The sequence below is a fragment of the Anaerobium acetethylicum genome, from assembly GCF_900096945.1.
Taxonomy (GTDB): domain Bacteria; phylum Bacillota; class Clostridia; order Lachnospirales; family Lachnospiraceae; genus Anaerobium; species Anaerobium acetethylicum.
Window position 1 is genome coordinate 14,416 of record NZ_FMKA01000021.1, and the last position, 20,434, is coordinate 34,849.

At 43.4% G+C, this 20,434-nt stretch carries 17 protein-coding genes; 1 reads left to right on the forward strand and 16 read right to left on the reverse strand.

Annotation, left to right across the window (positions count from 1 at the left end; translation table 11 throughout):
- Positions 1 to 74: 74 nt before the first annotated feature.
- The 7 genes from BJR36_RS14015 to BJR36_RS14045 all read right to left on the reverse strand — a co-directional run bounded on the left by BJR36_RS14015 (position 75) and on the right by BJR36_RS14045 (position 11,090).
- The gene (locus BJR36_RS14015; protein WP_091235465.1) at positions 75 to 1,520 is read right to left on the reverse strand and encodes an FAD-dependent oxidoreductase; all 1,446 of its coding nucleotides are present in this window, start codon (positions 1,518 to 1,520) and stop codon (positions 75 to 77) included.
- Between the two features lie 945 nt (positions 1,521 to 2,465).
- Positions 2,466 to 4,208, reverse strand: a complete 1,743-nt coding sequence (locus tag BJR36_RS14020; RefSeq protein ID WP_091235467.1) for a CocE/NonD family hydrolase — start codon at positions 4,206 to 4,208, stop codon at positions 2,466 to 2,468.
- Between the two features lie 81 nt (positions 4,209 to 4,289).
- The gene (locus tag BJR36_RS14025; RefSeq protein ID WP_091235470.1) at positions 4,290 to 5,261 is read right to left on the reverse strand and encodes a sugar phosphate isomerase/epimerase family protein; all 972 of its coding nucleotides are present in this window, start codon (positions 5,259 to 5,261) and stop codon (positions 4,290 to 4,292) included.
- Between the two features lie 23 nt (positions 5,262 to 5,284).
- Complete coding sequence (locus tag BJR36_RS14030; protein ID WP_091235472.1) at positions 5,285 to 5,701, reverse strand: C-glycoside deglycosidase beta subunit domain-containing protein; 417 nt, start codon at positions 5,699 to 5,701, stop codon at positions 5,285 to 5,287.
- Between the two features lie 412 nt (positions 5,702 to 6,113).
- Entirely contained in the window at positions 6,114 to 7,532 is a 1,419-nt protein-coding gene (locus BJR36_RS14035; RefSeq protein ID WP_091235474.1) for an MFS transporter, read from the reverse strand.
- A gap of 22 nt (positions 7,533 to 7,554) precedes the next feature.
- Positions 7,555 to 8,520: a flavodoxin family protein gene (locus tag BJR36_RS14040; RefSeq protein ID WP_091235476.1), complete on the reverse strand. Its 966-nt coding sequence runs from the start codon at positions 8,518 to 8,520 to the stop codon at positions 7,555 to 7,557.
- A gap of 170 nt (positions 8,521 to 8,690) precedes the next feature.
- On the reverse strand, positions 8,691 to 11,090 hold the full coding sequence (locus BJR36_RS14045) for a GH39 family glycosyl hydrolase (RefSeq protein WP_091235478.1): 2,400 nt from the start codon (positions 11,088 to 11,090) through the stop codon (positions 8,691 to 8,693).
- A 259-nt stretch (positions 11,091 to 11,349) separates the two neighbouring features.
- Here BJR36_RS14045 and BJR36_RS14050 point away from each other — a divergent pair, with 259 nt between their 5' ends.
- The gene (locus BJR36_RS14050) at positions 11,350 to 11,691 is read left to right on the forward strand and encodes a nuclear transport factor 2 family protein (protein ID WP_091235480.1); all 342 of its coding nucleotides are present in this window, start codon (positions 11,350 to 11,352) and stop codon (positions 11,689 to 11,691) included.
- A gap of 231 nt (positions 11,692 to 11,922) precedes the next feature.
- Here the strand turns inward: BJR36_RS14050 and BJR36_RS14055 are convergent, their stop codons facing one another.
- The 9 genes from BJR36_RS14055 to BJR36_RS14095 form a co-directional block, all read right to left on the reverse strand.
- On the reverse strand, positions 11,923 to 12,741 hold the full coding sequence (locus tag BJR36_RS14055; RefSeq protein WP_091235482.1) for a sugar phosphate isomerase/epimerase family protein: 819 nt from the start codon (positions 12,739 to 12,741) through the stop codon (positions 11,923 to 11,925).
- Between the two features lie 250 nt (positions 12,742 to 12,991).
- Positions 12,992 to 14,404, reverse strand: a complete 1,413-nt coding sequence (locus BJR36_RS14060; protein WP_091235484.1) for an MFS transporter — start codon at positions 14,402 to 14,404, stop codon at positions 12,992 to 12,994.
- 331 nt (positions 14,405 to 14,735) lie between these two features.
- Entirely contained in the window at positions 14,736 to 15,332 is a 597-nt protein-coding gene (locus BJR36_RS14065; RefSeq protein WP_091235486.1) for a nitroreductase family protein, read from the reverse strand.
- A gap of 1 nt (position 15,333) precedes the next feature.
- The gene (locus BJR36_RS14070) at positions 15,334 to 15,561 is read right to left on the reverse strand and encodes an HPr family phosphocarrier protein (RefSeq protein ID WP_169823708.1); all 228 of its coding nucleotides are present in this window, start codon (positions 15,559 to 15,561) and stop codon (positions 15,334 to 15,336) included.
- Positions 15,562 to 15,670: 109 nt separating this feature from the next.
- Positions 15,671 to 16,636, reverse strand: a complete 966-nt coding sequence (locus BJR36_RS14075) for a flavodoxin family protein (RefSeq protein WP_091235490.1) — start codon at positions 16,634 to 16,636, stop codon at positions 15,671 to 15,673.
- 170 nt (positions 16,637 to 16,806) lie between these two features.
- Entirely contained in the window at positions 16,807 to 17,460 is a 654-nt protein-coding gene (locus BJR36_RS14080) for a 3-oxoacid CoA-transferase subunit B (protein ID WP_091235492.1), read from the reverse strand.
- Complete coding sequence (locus BJR36_RS14085; RefSeq protein ID WP_091235494.1) at positions 17,460 to 18,116, reverse strand: CoA transferase subunit A; 657 nt, start codon at positions 18,114 to 18,116, stop codon at positions 17,460 to 17,462. Before BJR36_RS14085 ends, BJR36_RS14080 begins: the two co-directional genes overlap by 1 nt.
- Before the next feature lie 218 nt (positions 18,117 to 18,334).
- Entirely contained in the window at positions 18,335 to 19,513 is a 1,179-nt protein-coding gene (locus tag BJR36_RS14090) for an acetyl-CoA C-acetyltransferase (RefSeq protein WP_091235496.1), read from the reverse strand.
- A 49-nt stretch (positions 19,514 to 19,562) separates the two neighbouring features.
- The gene (locus BJR36_RS14095) at positions 19,563 to 20,408 is read right to left on the reverse strand and encodes a beta-keto acid cleavage family enzyme (RefSeq protein ID WP_091235497.1); all 846 of its coding nucleotides are present in this window, start codon (positions 20,406 to 20,408) and stop codon (positions 19,563 to 19,565) included.
- Between the last annotated feature and the right edge of the window lie 26 nt (positions 20,409 to 20,434).

Sequence of the window (20,434 nt, forward strand, 5' to 3'; positions counted from 1 at the left end):
TTCTTTTCTTCTTTTCTTCTGTTCTTCTGTTTATTTATTCTTCTATTTATCTGTTCTTCTATTTTTCTATTCTTCTATTCTTCTACGTATTCCGCAGCGCTCATTCCCGCGATACGTCCAGTGTTGACTGCATAGCCCATGGAATTTCCAGGGAGCAGGAACATGTAGCTGTCATCGTAAATATTGCAGGAATCTGTACCTGCGCAGTAGAGGCCTGGAACCGGTTCAAAATCTTCGTCAATCGCTTCGCAGTTCTCGTTGATCTTAACGCCGCCGACAGTTCCGTATCCGCCGCCGCGTACTTTCGCGCAGTAGAATGGCGCTTTCACGACAGGCCTCAGATACTTTTTATCTTTAAAGAACTCTTCATCCACGCTGTCGCAGTAGTCGTTATACTGGTCAACCGTATCCTGGAGGCTCTCTGCGTCAATGCCGGCCATCTCTGCCAACTCTTCAATGCTGTCTGCTACTATGAAGTCATTTGATCCGTTCTCCTTCGCAATCTTAATGCCTTCGAAGAAATCAGAAACATCAGGGTTCGTACGTACAAGGCTCACATTGTCAACACCATTGCGCACATAATTTTTCACAATTGAAGTATCCACGATGCTGAAGCACACTCTGTCTTTCTGGTGCATGACCACATTGGAAAGGTAGGTTGCATTCTGCATCTGATCCTCGTTCATGACCCTCTTGCCGAATTTATTTACCAGAAGGTTCGGCTGTGAAAATACATTGGACACGCCCTGTGGAAGCTCATCGCAGCCCTCGATATTCGCAGCCATTTCGATGCGGACAGGCGTTTTTCCTGCTCCTGCCTCCCATGCCATCTTCATTCCCTCGCCCATAAGCCCCGGAATTGCAAAGTTGAACATATCAACTCCCTGTGTAAATCCTGTTTCCTGCTTGATCAGCTCTTTATTGGCACCCGCGCCACCTGTACAGACAATCGCAGCCTGACATGAAACCTGCAGCTCTTCCCCGTCTTTATCAGTCGCCAGAACGCCAACAACCTTGCCGTCTTCCATCAGAATCTTCTTCACCGGTGTTTCCATGAAAAAGGTTACACCAAGCTCCAGCGCCCTTGCATACAGCGCCTTGTTCATGAAAGATGCCGCTCTCGGTCCGATTTCCTGATCAGTCTTTACGATATGCCATGTAGCTTCCGATTTCGGGAAATAGCGGAATGCGCCTTCAAATTCCACGCCCATATCCTCCAGCCATTCGATAGTCTCTGCCGACTGTTCAAAATACCTCTTCACAAGCCTCGCATCAACCATATAATGCGTATATTCCATAAACATGTTGAACGCCTTTTCAACTGAAATGTCGATCATCTGCCTCTTCTGGTGTTTAGTCCCAATCCCAAGAGGCCCCATTCCCATGTTGGCTGCTCCTCCGACCGTAGCCGCTTTCTCCAGCACAACAACCTTCGCTCCATCCTCCGCCGCCTGTACCGCCGCCGCTAACCCAGATGGTCCTGCTGCAATTACAACGATTTGTGTCTCTATATTTTTCATCGTTAATCTCCTCTCTAACTCTGTTTCACTAATTATCTCGTAACTATTCAGGACTAAGTCCTTCATAGTCACAGATGATGCACACAAATTGCAAAATCAGCAATTTGGCACACGCATGTCTCGGGTTTTTATGCAAATTCAGCATAAAAACACCTTGCGAGACACGGGTTCTGAATAGTTACATTATCTCTATTCCATCCCGCCGCCCTGCGTACCACTACATGTAACTCTTCTGGACTACGTCCTTCAAAGTCACAATGATGCACACAAATTGCAAAATCGGCAATTTGGCGCATGCACAACTCGGGTTTTTATGCAAAGTCAGCACAAAAACACCTCGCAGCACCGGACACCTGAACAGTTACTACATCTTCATCCAAGCGAAAGCACGCTGCGAGCAAACATGTTTTCCATCGCGTCCTCCTTGATGAACCCTGATCGTCCGTCTTTCGCCATCCAACGCACAGCGATGCAAAACATGGCTCAATGAGCAGCTTTATGAAGACGTTGGTACTTAGGCCGCGTACTCTGCGGCCTTACGTACCACTACGTGTAACTCTTCAGGACTACGTCCTTCAAAGTCACAATGATGCACACAAATTGCAAAATCGGCAATTTGGCGCATGCACAACTCGGGTTTTTATGCAAAGTCAGCACAAAAACACCTCGCAGCACCGGACACCTGAACAGTTACTACGTCTTCATCTAAGCGAGGATGCGCTGCGAGTGAACATGTTTTTCATCGCGTCCTCCTTGATGAAACCTGGGCGTCCGCCTTTCGCCCCTCAACGCACAGCGATGCAAAACATGGCTCAATGAGCAGCTTTATGAAGACGTTGGTACTTGGGCCGCGTACTCTGCGGCCTTACGTACCACTACGTCTTCATCTAAGCGAGAGCGCGCTGCGAATGAACATGTTTTGCATCGCGTCCGCCTTGCTAAAACCTAGCGGTAGATGAAATCCCCATCCTGGTATTTTGGAGGGATGACAGGAATCTGCAGATAGGAATCATATTTGCCGCCGGTGTGGATAATATGCTGTCCTTTATTGTCTGCTTCCCACTGAAGCGGTTCGAACCATCCTTCACGGATATAGCGTCCTGCAATCTGCACACGGATCTGCTGTCCCTTATGCCAGATACGGCTTGTCGGCCAGATTTCGATGTCTACAGGAACGATTTCGCCAGGGCTTAATTTTTCGCTGCAGGTATGTGCCTGTACCGGCTGGTAGCTGGTAGATAATTTTTCATCAAGCTTACGTCTTGAAACCCTCATCTTGCCCCATACTCCCGGATGATTTTCTCCGAAAAGCGTAACCGGAAGCCATTCGCCAGTTGTACTCAATTTCTGTACATTGATGAAAAGGTCCATATCATCATGTCCCTCTGCTTCAACCCAGAGGCGGAGCTTTAAAAATCCTGTCAATTCAGTCTCTTCTTCAAAGCGATAGTCGAAGCATACTTCTTCGGAAGCTCCTTCGTAGCTCGTTTTGCTTTCAGAAGCAACCGGCTCCGCTTTCATGGACATGTCGGAAGCATCCAGGTATAATTTTTCATATTTTGTTCTCTTTAACGGGAAGTTCTCTTCCGGCCTGTCTGTCTGGTAGTCGTAATCAAAAGCATCCTGTACCTCGATGCGTACCTTCGGAGTCAGTTCCCAGCCATTTCTTTCCCATTTCAGATAACGGTCAAAGAATTTTTCCAGGTCAGTCAGATATTTGTTGCAGTATGCATCCGGCCATTCGAAGTTGCGGTGCGTACGCAGCCATTTCTTTGACGTCTTGATTTTTCGGAAGCCGTTGATAGAGCCGCGCAGATGGAAATGGTTCCAGCATGCAGTCACATAAACAGGTATCTTGATTGCACTCCAGTCAGGATCCTTGTCCTTCCAGTAAGGAGAATCGATGAACGGATATTTCTGGGCATTCAGCACCATGTTGTCCACATAGTTATGGCCCACTGCATCGCGCAGTACCATGGATACGAATGCATGTGCAGGGATTCCGCCTTCATAGAGGGATTCGCGGTACATATCGCTTGTTCCTTCCCATGGAGCGATACATGCAAGGTGAGGAGGACACTGGGAAGCGATTCTCCACTGGGTCATTGCCACGCAGGAATTGCCTGAAAGAGCGACTCTTCCGTTACACCAGGTCTGTCTGGCTGCCCATTCGATGAAGTCGTATCCGTCTTTTCCATCCTGGGTACCGAACAGAATGAAGTCTCCTTCTGAATGTCCGATTCCACGAGGATCCACGTTAGCTACCGCATAGCCTCTGCGGCACCAGTATCCAGGATCGGCGCTTTCGAATTTTGACATGTTGGATACCGTCTGTGGCGGAACCCCCATGATCTGCCATTCGCTCTGTCCGTCAAAAGGACGTTTTCCATAAAAGCTCCAGGAAACGATCAGCGGCACAGGACCAGTTCCTACTGGCCTGTATATATCTGCATAAATGATAATTCCGTCACGCATTGCAACAGGAATATCCTGCATGCATTCGATTCCTTCTTCTGCAATATAAGTATTCGTATTAAGAGGAGGAAGGTATTTGTAATTCATCCTTGTATCAGGATCCATCTTTTCCAGTTCTTCCTTTGTAGTAGGGCGGATCATCTCGGTAAATACAACATCGACCATCTCTCCGCACATTTCGACCTGTTTGATTTTCTTTTCCAATTCAGACATGTTTTTTCTCCTGTTCTATTCTTCTTGTAAAACCCTGTGCATATTCACGTGTCAGGTGCATCCTCTGTAACTGCGAAGGACTTAATCCTGAATAGCGTCTAATATTTTTGTGTTCAGTTCAATGAAATGAGTAAGCTGCTCTTCCGAATCGATTGTCTCATCGAAATGATGTCCCTCATACTCACTCGCGATGTATCCCTTGAATCCTGCGTTGCGGATTGTCGGAATCAGCTCTTCGAATGGGATGCATGGATCATGCTCGGAATTGTCTAAATAGTAGAATTTTCCATGAATATAGAAACAGCAGTCAATGGTATCCTTGATCTGGTCGATTCTTGCAGGGGCAGAGAATTTTCCGAACATCTCTTCTGCCGTATGCTTTTCAATGCTGTTGTAATCGCCATTTTCAATAGCTTCCATATCTCCGCCCTTTTTGTGCATCTCGATGATCTCATCCAGCTTTTCAGGCCTGCATCCGTATTCCAGAGCCTGGTCCAGATACAGTTTGTGAGGCATTGTCTGGTAGATACTGAAGTCGATGACATAGCCGAGGTATCCTTTTCCTTCGCCCTTCATGATTTCAAAAAATTCTTTCCACACTGGAACTTCCGGGTGGTGCGGATGATGCATCTCAATGGTAAGCTTCATATCCAGCTGCTTGCAGAAAGGAATCATCTTGCGGAAAATTTCCGGAGAAATGGCATGCTGGGTACGCACCATCGGGAAACCTGCCTTCTTTGCATAAATCATATCGTTCACCGTGTACTGGATAATCTCCTGTTCAGTAAGATCCCTGTCCGAACGGATTCCCATGTCAATGTAGGCGCTCCAGCATACAGGCTCCAGTTCGTATTTAACCAGCAGTCCCTTCAGTTCTTCAATCCATTCGTCGGAAAGGTACGGGTACTCCGGTGCCATCTGGGCCGGAATGATTTCTATCCCTTTATATCCCATGTCTTTTACTTTTTTCAGAACGCCTTCCAGATCTAATTTTTCATGGATGTATTCCGTTGAAAAGCTGTATAATGTTATTCCAAACTTAATATCACTCATTATTTCTCACGCTTCCTCTCTTCTTATTCTGCTGTCAGTCTGTCCGTAACGTCGCTGTCCAGTACCAGGTACTGTCCGAAATAGCCGGTATAAGGAATCCTGTGCTTCATAAACGCATTCAGTTCATGTTCGCCGCTTTCAATCCCGCCAGCTTTCATGACCCTTACAGTTGCTTTTTCACGTACGAACCAGTACTCTTTAAAACACTCAGGAAGCTCGTCCAATAAGAACTGTTTGTTATTCAGACAGAAATAGATGTCGTCCTTCGCAATCTCTTCCCCGTCCATTTTGAATCTCAATTCTTCAATGCAGCTTAAAAATGTTCCTCTATAGGAAGGATATTTAATCTTGAATTCATATCCGATTACAGTCCCCTCTACTTTTACATTTTGAATATTCTCTTTACATACAAAGATTTTATTATAAGCCTGAAAATCCATATTCTCATCCTTTCTACTATCCGCATCCTCATTCAATTCCGGAAGGCGGTTCTTCCGGATTCAACTTTATCGATAGTCAAATTATATAATTTATAGCTTCCTGCCACAGTCTAATTCTTACTGCTTATTACAGCAGTTTTTGGCATGATTATATCTTCTTTTTTCCCGTCCTTAACAAAAGAACAATTTCCCAACGTGAAAATCTGTCCTCACTCTGATTCCAATCAATTATTTACCTTGTTAAGAAAGTCTCATGTTCCTGCGGAATGAAAGCAGCCTGCCATGTGCATACATTATTTCAGAAGAAAGGACTCTCCAAAAGAAAAAAGGCTTCTAATAAAAAACCGAGCCCCTAAAGCAGACCGGCTGCTTTATTGACTCGGTTTTTTGCATTATAATATTTTTTTACTACCTATTCTTTTCCTGCTCTGTCTCTGGCTGATAAACGTTCTCTTACGCTATCCATATATCCCGGTTTATCTAATTCATAAAACATCAAAGGAATGATTCCAACGAAAAATACGATACCAGGTAATAAGTTTGCCGCCAGGTTAATACCACTCTGCACATGTGGAGTAATTTCTCCGCCACCTACATATCCAAATGCTCCCATTACAAGCAAAAAGGCAGCGTTTGCAATCGCAGTAGCTATTTTTATGCTTGTGCCATTAAAAGAAAAAGCCATACCATCATTTCTAATGCCATATTTATCATCAAAATCATTGATTGCATCAATCATCATGCCGCTTCCTGACGGTCCCGCAATATAGCCTAATCCATATATAATCATACATACAAAATTGAACGGTATATTTGTGGATGGTCCGAAAAACAACATGATTAATGCTCCACCTTGAAGAATCATAGAAATAACTGCAGTATTTCGCTTCCCTATTTTTTCGATCAGCTTAGGTGCAAAAGGAAGAACAAAGGTACCTACTATCATCTGCATCATCATAAAAACCATAATAAGAGCAAAATTTTTCACGCAGTGTATATAAAAGAAAACTGCAACGGAGATACGTCCTAATATACCAAACATATTGCAGAATGTATAAAGCATCGCCAGCAATAGATTTTTGTTTTTAAATACCGTTTTTAATCCATCGATTACATTTCCCTGATTCTCTTTTCTTACTGTGATCTTTTCTTTTGACATTGCAACAACAGCCCAGAAGATCGGCAATGCTATTACCGCAAGCAATGCAGCTGTTTTCTGATATCCCTGCGCCTGATCTCCTTTTCCGATAAAGGTTACCAATGGCAATACACTTAGATTCAGTACAATCTGCCCAATTGTCATGCCCATCATCTGGGCGGCATTCAATCTGTTTACTTCTTTGGGATCGCGTGTCATAACTACCGGCAATGCAACATACGGCACATTTGTCATTGTATATGCCATTCCCAATCCGATGTAAGTGATGTACGCATAGATCAATTTACCGGTACTTCCGAATCCCGGAACTGTAAATGTCAAGATTGTAAAGAGCACCAAAAGGGGAGCACCCAGAAAAATATATGGTCTGAAACGGCCCCACCTGGTATGTGTACGTTCCATGATTGTTCCCATCATAGGATCATTAATACCATCCCAGATTTTAGCGATCAGCATTAAAAGCGCTACCGCACCAACACCCAGGCCAAAAACATCCGTATAAAATATTGACAGATAGGTACTTACCATTGTCCAGGACAGCTGAGAAGCAAAATTACCCATTCCATATACAAAATAGTTTTTCCCAGTCAAGCACGCTTTTCCATCGGAATTTAATTTCAGTGCATTCGTTTTGACATCAGCCACTTCACTTATTTCTAATTCTCTTTCCATTATCGTATAGTCTCCTTTGAATTTACTGCATAGTTGCTATTGTTTCCTCGAACTTAATATATTTCGCCATCATCTGCGGTAAGGTTTCCTTGTTTGCTACCAGCTTAGGAACGCATACCTCAATCATATTCTGAATCTCATTATAATGTTCATAAATACCGATATTGGTATTGCGTGCGCGGGCAATTTCTTCCTCTGTCCAATTTATTTTTACTTTTCCATCATCAATTGACATATCGCCCCAGATTCCGCAAATCGGACATTCTACTTTTGTAGTTCCATTCATGGAGAGTAATGAATTATGGCATACAGGACAAATCCCATCATCGCCTGACCATTCATTTACTTCCTCGTATGGCTTTCCTAGCGATTCTGCAACTGTTTTTCCTAACCCGGCACATTTTTCCATCAATGCCGCATCAAAAAGCGGATGTCCCGTTCTTCCCTGGTCATAAGCATCTACATGCCCCACACACTTCATGCAAAACGAAAAACTGAATAAATCTAACATCGGAAGCCCCAGAGACACCCAATTGTGAGTTTCAGCTCCACCAACAGAGATATACCCTGTATAACGATCCTTGAAATATCTGGCGTCTAATTCAGGCTTTCCTTCTTCTTTTCTTTTCTTGTTTTCTTCAAGAAGTGCAGCTCTGTCGTGCGACGGTCCAAAGCGGTCAATAAAATTCTTGAATTGTCCTACAATACCTACCGCATATACCGGTGCTGCTATAATAATGCCATCTGCTTCCAGGCAGGCCTCTTCTAAAATGTGGTAATCATCTTTAAAACAGCAATGAATCTCAACTTCTCCGTTATCCCGCAGGCGGCTGCAGTAATCACACGCCCTGCAATGGCCTATGTCCATACGAATTGCATTGATGAACTGAACGTCGGCACCAGCTGCCTTTGCTGCAAACAGAGCTTCTTTTACCATCACATCACTCCGTTGATTAATCCTTCCAAACGATATTCCTAAAACTTTCATGTCTTTCCTCCACTTATTCTCTTTGTCGATACCTATAATTTACACCAACTCATTCTTTTACGCTTTGTGTATTATTGCTTAAATACCCTTAAATTATGCCTGTCAAAATGTTGCAAAAAAGGAACAGAGCAAAAATCCTCACATGATTTTTGCTCTGTTCCTTTGATAAATCAATCTTGTCCATAACGGTATTGAATCTCTATTAGCCTTATTTCTTGTGCTTTTAAAATACTTTCTATTTCCAGAACTTCTTTTGCCACCTTAATCGTTTTCATTTCTACACTTGGTATCGCTTTCTTTTTCAAATATTCAATTTCTTCGGATGATAATTTTTTTTCAAATTCAAGCTTTTTCCATAGCTCCTGAATGTCCCCATTTTCATTGTTTATATAACTGGTTTTAACCAAATAGTTTCCATCCTTCACGTTTTTCAATCTGAACTTTAAATCCAGTGACTCTGTGTCCTCCACAAACAAGTCTTGTTCCTCGATTTTGATTTTATCTTCTTCTGTAAAGACATATTTTGAAGAAAGCTTTTTATAATTATGGCATATCAGAGTATAACGGTCTCTTCCATTCGTAGTCACAATGCAGTGTTCATCTTTTATTATTAAGCTTGGCTGCAGTTTATTGAGAAATTGAAATGCATAAAAAGAAGGTTTTCTTATGCCATCTCTGGAAATAATGCCGGAATCTCCATTTAAAATAGAATCCGTATCATAATACTCTGAATATACATCCAACCCATGCCAATATGCCATAAAATCAACTTTGCCTTCCATGTTAATGCTATTCCTTATAATATATGCACCTTGCCCACAACTGTCATTTAAAACATTTCGATTCGACACGGTAAAATTCCATTCATTAATATGAAGTTCCGAAATTTGGAATCCTGTTTCATCCATAACTTTATGCAGCAGCTCAACTTGATTCTGGATATAATGCCCGTCTATGGATTTCTGACCATACATTCTTCCCGATTCCAAAAAAGAAACGTATTGAAAGGAGCCGAAAGACAAAAAATCCGGATGTATGTTTCTCTTTGACCATATATCAAAAATTTTCTTATATAATGGTGTTTCATATCCCAAAACAAATCCTGCGCCGCCAACTTTTATTTTTGGCGAAATTTCCTTTAACGTGCGATAAATCATCTCAAAGTACTTATAATACTCTCCATCCGCTTCCACCATATGAAGTTGAGGATTATTCCAAAATTCGAAAATCCAGCTTTCCACTTCATCAAGTCCATACCTGTTAACCAGATGCAAGCACAGCTTCTCCACAATGGTGGTAAACACATCGTATGTATAAATACGTTCCTGCTGTTCTTTTTCCACAAGAGTCCGCTCCGGCGTATACATAAATATACCAGGTTTATGCCCCAACTCAATATATGGCTTCATATGATTATCCACAATGAAATCTAAGACCAAATCTAATTTTCGGAAATTATAACCTTCTTTTTCATCAAAACTGTTTTGTTCTGATAACAGATTCCAAATCCTGGCATATACCATGCCTGTCTCACGCTTGATTTCTAAGATCTGGCTTTGAACATCCGATTGAAGAAGCGAATATGCTTCTCCCACATTTGCCATTTTATTCCATAACTGCTCTCTGCTTTTATATTTTTCCACATCCGCAGAACACTCCCAGTAGTTTTCCGCCTTTTGTTTTTCTTCCAGTTCTATATACTCTAAATATTCCAGTATCTTCTGTTGGTTTTTTTCCTCTCTGTAATACTTTTCATCACCTGAATCTTTTGGTTTTTTCATTTCTTTTCGATATTCACTTGGTGTCAGACCATGAATATCCCGAAACGCTTTTGTAAATGCCGCTGGATTCGGAAAACCATTATCCATTGCTATATGTGTAATATTCTTGTTCGAGTAAAGCAATTCGTCTACCGCATGAAATAGCCGGACATTATTTATATATTCACCAAATGTCAGCCCCATATGTTTCTTTATATACTTCGAAAGATATGCATTTGTAAGAAATAATTTTTCAGCAAGATCATTTAAACTCATTTGATTTTGAAAGTTTGCCTGAATGTAATTTTGAATTTGCGCAACACGTATGCGGTCTTGCGTATTTTCCTTATGTAAACGCGTATCATCTGCCTTGACCATGAAGTTACTTACCAGAATAAAAACGGCCTCGAAGCTAAGCGCATTTAAATATAACTGTCCACCTTTTTCACCTTTTTCGAAATACCATCTTAACATTCTGTCCAGGATTTTTCTCATGCTCTCATAGGCATCATTCTTATCTGCAACCGTGTTGCACCAAAACATCAGCTGTAATGTATCCATATATTCTGCGAGCACATGAAAATCGATTACAAATCTTGCACCAAATAACCCTTTTGTGGAAATTGCATGCCTTTTATTTGCATTTACCAAAATAAAATCTCCTTCTTTAAGATGGTATACTGCATCATCAATCTGAATTTCCATTTTACCCTTTATCACATATAAAATTTCTAAATTTTGATGGTAATGCGTATCTACTTCCGTGCTTGTAATGAAATAGAACTCCATCAACTCTCTTTCTCTATCCATTTTTACCTCATATCCTTAATCTTTTCATAATTTTATCGGGACGGATGCTTTACAAAAAACAAAAGAAAACCATTTTTTCTATGTAAATAATTGTCCTTTTTTCAATATCCATTATCCCCATTTACACTTTAACCAAAAATCCAATTATATTCAGACGATACATATATATCCCTGCCTCCGCATTTATAATAGAATAGTAGCAGAAGCAAATTTGCCTGTAATATTTAACTTCTGCAGGTGCAGAAAAGGAGATACTTTTATGACAAATAAAGAACTGATACAGAATTTCTACAATGAATTTTTTAACATGCACAAGATCGAAGCTGCGAACCTCTATGTACGCGAAGACTACATCCAGCACAATCCCGGCCTCACCCATGGCAGGGAAGCATTAAAGGAGGGCTTCGCAAAAAAATTTGAATCCGACCCTACGTTCAGACTGGAAATCAAAATGATGATTGCTGAAGACGACATGGTCGCCGTCTATCTGAAGAACGTAGATCCGGAAGGCAATACGAAATGCCGCGTTGTAGATATCTACCGGATTCAGGACGGTCAGCTGGCTGAACACTGGGATGTTCTGCAGCCCGTAACAAAATAACTTTCACACACAAAACAGAGGCTGCCCGAAACCTTTCCTTATTCTGGCTTCAGGCATCCTCTGTTTTTCGTGTTCTACATCTGTCTGTAATAGTAACTATTCAGGACTATGTCCTTCATAGTCACATATAATGCACAAAAATTGCAGAACCAGCAATTTTGCGCATGCAGAACTCGAGTTTTCATGCAAAACCAGCATAAAAACATCTCGCGGAACAGGGGTTCTGAACAGTTACCTGTAATATTCGATATCCGCTTTCAGGCAGTCATATCTTGTTCCTTCATAGGTATATTCCCGTTCCACGATATAAGCTGCACATCCCTGGGCATCTGCTGCCGCCTTCAGTTTCTTCCAGTCCACAAGTCCATCCCCTGCCGGGCAGTTGATTTTCTTGCTGCGCTCCATGGCCTGCTTCTGTTCCTCTGAAAACTGGACTTTCCCATCTTCCCCGGTTCTGATATCTGCCGGATTGAACGGTGGCTGAACCCCGAGGACTTCCCCGCTCTCCTTGATATGGACCAGCTTGATCCTGCCTGCGTGCCTGTTTATAAATGCAATCGGATCCACTCCGGCTGCGGCACACCATCCCGCATCCAGTTCAAATCCAACCTTGTCAGGATCCGTATGCTCCATCAGGATTTCCAGAATCATTTTCCCGCCGCAGTCAAGGAACTCCTGCGTATGGTTGTGGTAGGTCAGCATGATTCCGTGCCTGGAACATTCCGCCCCGATGCTGTTCAGCTTCACCGCAAATTCAATTGCCGCTGCCTCGTCAGGAAGGTAATGCATACCGATCCCCATGAACTTCAGCCCCAGCGTTTCTGCATAAGGAATCATCCCTTCTATCTTGTCTGCATCCGCATGCAGGGAAACCGCCTCCAGGCCTGTTTCTTTCAGCATATCCGCCAGTTTCTCCGGCTCCATAGCCAGATTTGGTCCGAACAGCTCCACCCCGTCAAATCCCAATTCAGCAGCACTCCTGAAGTTCTTCTCATTCTCAGCCGGATTGAAGCTGTCGAATGAGTACATCTGTACATATAATTTATCCATCGTTTTCCTCCCTGTTAACCTTCTTTCTGCCCCCGGCTCCTTTTAACGATCGAATCGTTCGCCTCACGCAGAGTATTTTTTTTTGCTCATTGTAACTGTTCAGAACACCTGTCCTGTGAGAAAAAGAAAGACACCTGTCTGAAAGTGTCTTTCTCTGTAAGGGGATTCTTGCTTTTGTTGTTTTTTATCTTTTTGTACTTTTTATATTTGAGTTTCTTATTTCTATTTTATTCATTACTTCCTGGCTGTATTATTCTGTCACTTCTCTTGCCGCCACACCTCTTGCGACCTCTTCTCTTGCGATCTCTTCTCTTGCTGTCACTTCTTTTGAACGAAGCCTGTTACGGATGGCTTCATTTTTCTCCTGATTCAGCGGATATAAATACAGGGGAACCAGAGATAAGAGCATGAATGCCGCAGGGATCAGATTAACAACAAGGTTGATTCCATTCATCGCCTGAAGGGTCTGTTCAGCATTAGCCACATATCCGAAAGCACCGATCATCATGATTCCGATAGAACCGCCGATAGCGCTTGCCATTTTTGTTGATAAGCTTACTGTTGCATAAGATGTACCATCTGCACGTACGCCTGTTTTATCCTCTGCATAATCGATTGCTTCTGCAATCATGGACATTGGAATCGGAGCTGAGAAACTGAAGATTCCGAACAGAGCTGTAAGGATCATCAGCATGGTAATGTTGCTGATATCTGTAAAAAATAATGCTGTCAGTACTGCTGCAGATCCGATATAGGAAATCGTGCACATCTTCTTCTTTCCGACTTTTTCCACGAATCTGGATGTTACCAGGATGGAAACTGCGGTGCAGATTGACGGAAGCATCATTAGCGGTGCGATCAGGTCAAAGCGTTTCAGTACATAGATGTAATAGTAGATTACGGTACCAAGACGTCCAAAAATCGCTATCAGGGAAAACAGCATAATCATGAAGATGCAGATCAGCGGCTTGTTTGTCAATACTACCTTGAACGTAGTCCTGAATGGAATCTTTTCTTCTTTTACAGGCTGTATGACTTCTTTGCTTGAGAAGAACAGCAGGTAGAACAATGGTATAGCCAGAAGCGAGAAGACTGCAACTGCCATGGTGTAGCCCTGGGCTGTCGGCGCATCCCCGTTGCTGAACTTCAGAAGCAGGGGCATTGCAGCTCCGCTTAACAGTACCGCGCCTAAATTCGTACCGATCATTCTGGCGGAATTCAGCTGGATGATTTCTTCCGGCTTGTTAGTCATGACCGTACTCAATGCGCCATAAGAAAGATTAACGATAGAATACAGCATCCCCAGGAGGAGATAAGTAGCTCCTGCCCAGATGACTTTGGCTGTCTGGTTTCCTCCGAAAGCCGGAGATGTAAATGCCAGCACGTTTACAATCGCAAGCAGCGGCGTTCCATATAAAATATATGGTCTGAATCGTCCGAATCTTGTTCTGGTCCTTTCCGCAATTGCTCCAGTCAACGGATCATCGACTGCATCGTACGCTCTCGCAATCAGCATGATGATACTGACCGCCAATGGTGTAAGGCCTACTACGTCCGTATAATATACTGTGAGATAAGTACCCACAAATGTCCAGATCAGCTGGCTGGCGAAATCTCCAAGCCCATAGGATATTTTCGTAAATAATGACATTTTCTGATTCATATTATTCCTCCCGAAACAGTATTTTTGATTACATATATATAATAATCGAAAACAGCGTTCCTTCCATTCAACATTTTAGTTAATATCACGTTGATTTTTGACTACTTCCTGACTCTCCTATGGTGTTTTTTGATATCCAGACAAATATTATAGCATGTTTTTTGTTCTTTTTGTCTAAAATGTTTCTTTTTGTTTCCGCACAAACAAAAAGAAGGCGCCAGGCCTTCTTTTTTGTTCTATATTTTGTTCTAAACTGCTTTCTTATGTTTAAAAATAGGTATGATTTTTCTGGTGACTACGTAAAATGCTGAACGGAATCGCTGCCCGCAATTTATATTACATAATCCGTGGCAATCTTCGACAGCGTCAATTTCCTTTCTTTAAACGGAGCGGCCGCTTTTCCCAATGCCATGGCTGAAACAGGTACGAAGCCTTGCGGCACCATCAGCTCTCTGCAAAGTTCTTCATCCGCCGATAAGGCTGCCATAACCCCCAGCAGATATACAGTTCCAAGCCCAAGGTCTGTTGCGGCCAGCGACATGTTTTCTACGATACAGGCAGCGTTGCAGTAGAGAGACGGATTCTGGTTCTCCGGAATCTGTGCTGATATAAGGATTACCGTCGGTGCCCCATAAGTAGGGCGTATGTCCGGATTTCCAGTTGCCTTCACGGCAGCTGCATTTATTTTCGCAAGCATATCTGCATTCTGAATTACGGTAAGCTTCACAGTCTCAAACTTGGCACCTCCTATCGGAGCCGCATTCGCCGCTTCCAGTATGGTCTGCAGGTCCTTGTCTGAAATCTGTTCTCCCAGGTAAGACCTGCAGGACTGCCTTTGTTCAATTGCTTTCATTGTTTCCATATTGCTTCTGATGAATCCGCAGTGTGCATCAGCTGATGCGGATCCATCTTCCTCCCTTCCTTGCATCTTATATCCTATACTGCTCTATATTTTTTAATAATTCGTCCGGCTTATCAGCATGTATAATCAGTTCAACATCAGAAGAGTTATGCAGGGTCAGTACTCCAAGTAAAGATTTTGCATCCACATAATAACTGCCACAACGCAAATCACATTCATACTCATATTTATTCAGGATATTGATAAAGCCTGCCACTTCCTCTACCCCACCTAATTCCACTGAAACTTTTGTCATAAAATTCATCTCCTTTTATAATTTAAAATTTTATTTCCCAAAATGCCCTGACTGCTCCTCCCAAAAACATTCGGATCTGGTGCAAAATGCTGATAAGTCTTCTCCGAATTTACTGCATATTTGCGATTGTATCCTCGAAGTTTATATATTTCTCCATCATCTTCGGTAAGGTTTCCTTGTTTGCTACCAGCTTAGGAACGCATACCTTGATCATATTTTGAATTTCATTATAGTGTTCATAAATACCAATCTTCGTATTTCGTGCGCGGGCAATTTCTTCCTCTGGCCAGTTTATTTTTACCTTGCCATCATCAATTGACATATCGCCCCAGATTCCGCAAATCGGACATTCTACTTTTGTAGTGCCGTTCATGGAGAGCAGCGAATTATGGCATGCAGGACAAATCCCTTCATCGCCTGACCATTCATTTACTTCTTCATATGGTTTTCCAATCGATTCTGCAACTGTTTTTCCTAATTCAGCACATTTTTCCATCAATGCCGAATCAAAAAGCGGATGCCCGGTTCTTCCCTGGTCATAGGCATCTACATGCCCCACACACTTCATGCAGAACGAAAAACCGAATAAATCAAGCATCGGAAGCCCCAGAGACACCCAATTGTGCGTTTCCGCTCCGCCAACAGAGATATACCCCGTATAACGATCCTTAAAATATCTCGCATCTAATTCAGGCTTTCCTTCTTCTTTCCTTTTCCTGTTTTCTTCAATAAGGGCAGCTCTGTCATGAGACGGTCCAAAACGGTCCACAAAGTTCTTGAATTGTCCTACAATACCTACCGCATATACCGGAGCAGCTATAATAATGCCATCTGCCTCCAGACAGGCTTCTTCCAAAATGTGATAATCATCTTTAAAACAGCAATGAATTTCAACTTCTCCTTTTTCCCGCAAACGGCTGCAGTAATCACATGCCCGGCAATGGCCTATGTCCATACGAACTGCATTGATGAACTGTACATCTGCACCAGCAGCTTTTGCTGCAAAAAGAGCTTCTTTTACCATCACATCACTACGTTGATTCATTCTTCCAAACGATATTCCTAAAATTTTCATGTTAGTCCTCCACATATTTTCTTAATCTGTACTTATAATTTACACCAAATCATTCGTTTGCGCTTTCTGTATTATCGCTTATATACCGTTCATTTTCGTCTGTCAGAATGTTGTAAAAAAGAACACAACAAAAATCCACGTATGATTTTTGATATGTTCTTTTTACACTTTTATAGCTCTATTGTTTTTAAATCTGCATCCACGATCAGTTCTGCTTCCGTGAGTCTCTGCACCTCTTCTACTGTGGTATTTCCGGCAATCTCTTTTAGCAGGAATCCTTCAGCCGTCACTTCAATCACGGCCAGTTCCGTCACAATCAGATTTACTTTGTTCACAGCCGTTGGTGGCAGTGTTACCTTCTTTAGCAGTTTCGGTGCGCCTTTTACTGTATGGGTGGTGGCAATAATCACTTTCTTTGCACCGACTACCAGATCCATGGCTCCACCCATTCCCGGCACCATCTTTCCCGGTACGATGTGGCTGGCCAGAGTTCCCGTTTCATCCACCTGAAGTGCACCCAGAATCGTTGCGTCTACATGGCCTCCACGGATAATACCAAACGCAGTACAGCTGTCAAAGTAGCACGCTCCCGGAAGGACATTTACATGCTGGTTTCCAGAATTCACGCAGTCCTTATCCTCAGTTCCAGACTCGCATAATCCACCCATACCCAGTATCCCGTTCTCTGACTGCAGGGTAATGTGCACATCCTTAGGCAGATAATTGGATACCAATGTAGGAAGCCCGATTCCTAAGTTTACCACATCTCCGTCCTGCAGCTCCTGTGCTACACGGCGGGCTATCAGCTCTTTTTCGGTTGCCATCAGACTTCACCTCCTACGATATAATCCACAAAGATGGCCGGGGTCATGACCTGGTTCGGATCCAGTTCCCCAACCTCCACTATCTTTTCTGCCGCCACAATCACTGTCTTTGCTGCCGTGGCCATACATGGGTTGAAGTTTTTGGTCGTGGCATTGTAGTATACGTTGCCTGCCTTGTCCACAATACTGCCGCGAATCAGGGCTACATCCGCTTTCAAGGGCATCTCGATCAGATATTCCACTCCGGCCAGGGTGATTTTCTGCTTTCCGTTCTCCACGTCAGTTCCAACTCCTGTAGGGGTCAGTACCCCGCCAAGTCCTGCTCCGCCGGCACGGATTTTTTCCGCCAGAGAGCCCTGTGGCACCAGTTCCACCTCAAGTTCCCCGTTTACCATCTGCGCTCCCGTTTCCGGATTGAGCCCGATGTGGGAAGCAGTGATGCTTTTGATTGCTTTTGCACTGATCAGTTTTCCAATCCCCCGTCCTGGTATGCCGGAATCGTTGGCAATCACGTGTAACTCTCTGATTTCTTTTTTCACGATTCCATCCACCAGGATTTCTGGTGTGCCGCAGGCCATAAATCCACCGATCATCACCGTGTCTCCGTCGTGGATATGGCTCATGGCTTCTTCCACCGTAACAATCTTATTTTTCATAATTATCTCCATTCTGCAACAGCCTGCCACTCAGGAACTGCAGGCATATAGTTTAACCGGGAATATCTTATCTTTCTACGTAACTATTCAGGACTACGTCCTTCATAGTCACATATGAGGCACACAAATTGCAAAACCAGCAATTTGGCGCACGAATTTCTCAGATTTTTATGCAAAATCAGCATAAAAACACCTCGCGAGACAGGGGGTCTGAACAGTTATCTTTCCACAATCATGGCAGTACCCATTCCGCCGCCGATGCACAGTGAGGCAAGACCAAGTTTTGACTCTCTCTTTTTCATCTCATAAAGCAGGGTGGTCAGAATTCTTGCACCAGAACATCCGATAGGGTGTCCCAGAGCAATGGCGCCGCCATTTACATTTGTCTTTTCTGCATCAAAGCCCAACTCATTGCACACGCACAGCGCCTGTACTGCGAACGCCTCATTTGCTTCCACAAGATCCAGGTCTTCTGACTTGATTCCGGCAATTTTCATGGCTTTTTCACAGGATGGAACCACGCCATATCCCATAATGGACGGATCCACTCCGGCAGAGGCGTAGGATTTAATCGTTGCCATAACCGGAAGTCCCAGGCTTTCCGCTTTGTCCCTGGACATCAGAAGCAGCATGGCTGCCCCATCATTAATGCCGGAAGCATTGCCTGCGGTTACCGTACCATCTTTCTGAAATGCCGCCCCGAGCTTTGAAAGTTTTTCTGCAGTCGTTCCGTAGCGTGGAAATTCGTCTGTATCAAATATGATCGGATCTCCTTTTCGCTGAGGGATGATAACAGGCACAATCTCATCTTTGAATTTTCCGGCTTTTATGGCTTCTTCTGCCCGTTTCTGGCTTTCTGCCGCAAAAGCGTCCTGTTCTTCCCTGGTAATGTTCCATTTTTCTGCAATGTTTTCTGCTGTCATTCCCATGTGATAATTGTTAAAAGCATCCCATAAACCGTCCTGAATCATGCTGTCCAGAATTGTATCATGCCCCATCTTCAGTCCAAATCGTGCCTTTTTCATGACATAAGCCGCATTGCTCATACTTTCTGTTCCGCCCGCCAGAACCACGTCGCAGTCCCCTGCCTTGATCATCTGTGCTGCAAGACTGATGGCACGAAGCCCTGAACCGCAGACTTTACTGATCGTCATGGCTGGCGTTGTTTCCGGAATGCCTGCCTGGATGGCAACCTGTCTTGCCGGGTTCTGTCCATGTCCGGCAGACAGCACATTTCCGATTACCACTTCTTCTATAAGGCTGCTGTCTATTCCAGCCCTCTTAATTACTTCCTGGGCAGCAATTTTACCCAGCTCTACGGCACTGATCTCTTTCAGCGCACCGCCGAAGCTGCCGATGGCCGTTCTTGCCGCCGATACGATTACTACATCTCTCATTCTGTAATTCTCCATTTCTGATTACCGGAGATACCGGTCGTTGTTATATTTATTTTGTATTACAGTTTTTCAACCCCAAAATCAAACGTGTTTCGTCAGGTGTCGCGATAGTCTTGCCAAGTTCCGTTACAATTCGTTTTGTCCGTTCCACAAATTCCACATTGGATTTTGCCAGCTTCCCTTTTTCATACAAAATATTATCTTCCATGCCGACACGGACATTTCCGCCAAGGGCCAGGGCTGCATACATGATTGGAAGATGTCCTTTTCCAATCCCCAGTGCACCCCAGGTACAGTCTTCCGGCAGCAGATTTACGAGAAATACCAGATTCTCCACCGTTGCAGTCATTCCACCTGGTACTCCAAGCACAAACTGGAAGTGGAGCGGGGCCTTTAAGAAACCTTTTTTCAGCAGATACAGGGCATTATATACCATGCCGGCATCAAAAATCTCAATCTCAGGTTTTACGTCCACCTGGTTCATCTCCACTGCCAGCTTTTCCAGAAACTGCGGACTATTTTCAAACACACAGTTATTCTGCCAGTTCATGGAACCGCAGTCATAAGATGCCATTTCCGGTCTTAGTTCACGAAACGGTCTGATTCTCACTTCATCTTCCAGGCCGATTCCTCCGGAAGTGGTCAGGTTTATGACGATATCACAACGCTCCCTTACCAGCTTTACGGTCTCTTCAAACTTGTCAAAATCCATGGAAGCATTGAACTCATCATCCCTTACGTGGATATGAGCTACAGAAGCACCAGCTTCACAGCATGCTACAATCTCATCTGCTTCTTCCTGTGGAGTCAGCGGTACATAGGGAGTATCTGTTTTCTTTGGCCATGCGCCAGTACAGGCTACGGTTAATATTACCTTGTCGCTTGGATTACTCATATTAAAAATCACCTTTCTGTTTTTTG

Coding starts and splice junctions, on each gene's coding strand:
- BJR36_RS14015 (WP_091235465.1), bottom strand. CDS start 1,520: ATGAAAAATATAGAGACACAAATCGTTGTAATTGCAGCAGGACCATCT.
- BJR36_RS14020 (WP_091235467.1), bottom strand. CDS start 4,208: ATGTCTGAATTGGAAAAGAAAATCAAACAGGTCGAAATGTGCGGAGAG.
- BJR36_RS14025 (WP_091235470.1), bottom strand. CDS start 5,261: ATGAGTGATATTAAGTTTGGAATAACATTATACAGCTTTTCAACGGAA.
- BJR36_RS14030 (WP_091235472.1), bottom strand. CDS start 5,701: ATGGATTTTCAGGCTTATAATAAAATCTTTGTATGTAAAGAGAATATT.
- BJR36_RS14035 (WP_091235474.1), bottom strand. CDS start 7,532: ATGGAAAGAGAATTAGAAATAAGTGAAGTGGCTGATGTCAAAACGAAT.
- BJR36_RS14040 (WP_091235476.1), bottom strand. CDS start 8,520: ATGAAAGTTTTAGGAATATCGTTTGGAAGGATTAATCAACGGAGTGAT.
- BJR36_RS14045 (WP_091235478.1), bottom strand. CDS start 11,090: ATGGATAGAGAAAGAGAGTTGATGGAGTTCTATTTCATTACAAGCACG.
- BJR36_RS14050 (WP_091235480.1), top strand. CDS start 11,350: ATGACAAATAAAGAACTGATACAGAATTTCTACAATGAATTTTTTAAC.
- BJR36_RS14055 (WP_091235482.1), bottom strand. CDS start 12,741: ATGGATAAATTATATGTACAGATGTACTCATTCGACAGCTTCAATCCG.
- BJR36_RS14060 (WP_091235484.1), bottom strand. CDS start 14,404: ATGAATCAGAAAATGTCATTATTTACGAAAATATCCTATGGGCTTGGA.
- BJR36_RS14065 (WP_091235486.1), bottom strand. CDS start 15,332: ATGCAAGGAAGGGAGGAAGATGGATCCGCATCAGCTGATGCACACTGC.
- BJR36_RS14070 (WP_169823708.1), bottom strand. CDS start 15,561: ATGACAAAAGTTTCAGTGGAATTAGGTGGGGTAGAGGAAGTGGCAGGC.
- BJR36_RS14075 (WP_091235490.1), bottom strand. CDS start 16,636: ATGAAAATTTTAGGAATATCGTTTGGAAGAATGAATCAACGTAGTGAT.
- BJR36_RS14080 (WP_091235492.1), bottom strand. CDS start 17,460: ATGGCAACCGAAAAAGAGCTGATAGCCCGCCGTGTAGCACAGGAGCTG.
- BJR36_RS14085 (WP_091235494.1), bottom strand. CDS start 18,116: ATGAAAAATAAGATTGTTACGGTGGAAGAAGCCATGAGCCATATCCAC.
- BJR36_RS14090 (WP_091235496.1), bottom strand. CDS start 19,513: ATGAGAGATGTAGTAATCGTATCGGCGGCAAGAACGGCCATCGGCAGC.
- BJR36_RS14095 (WP_091235497.1), bottom strand. CDS start 20,408: ATGAGTAATCCAAGCGACAAGGTAATATTAACCGTAGCCTGTACTGGC.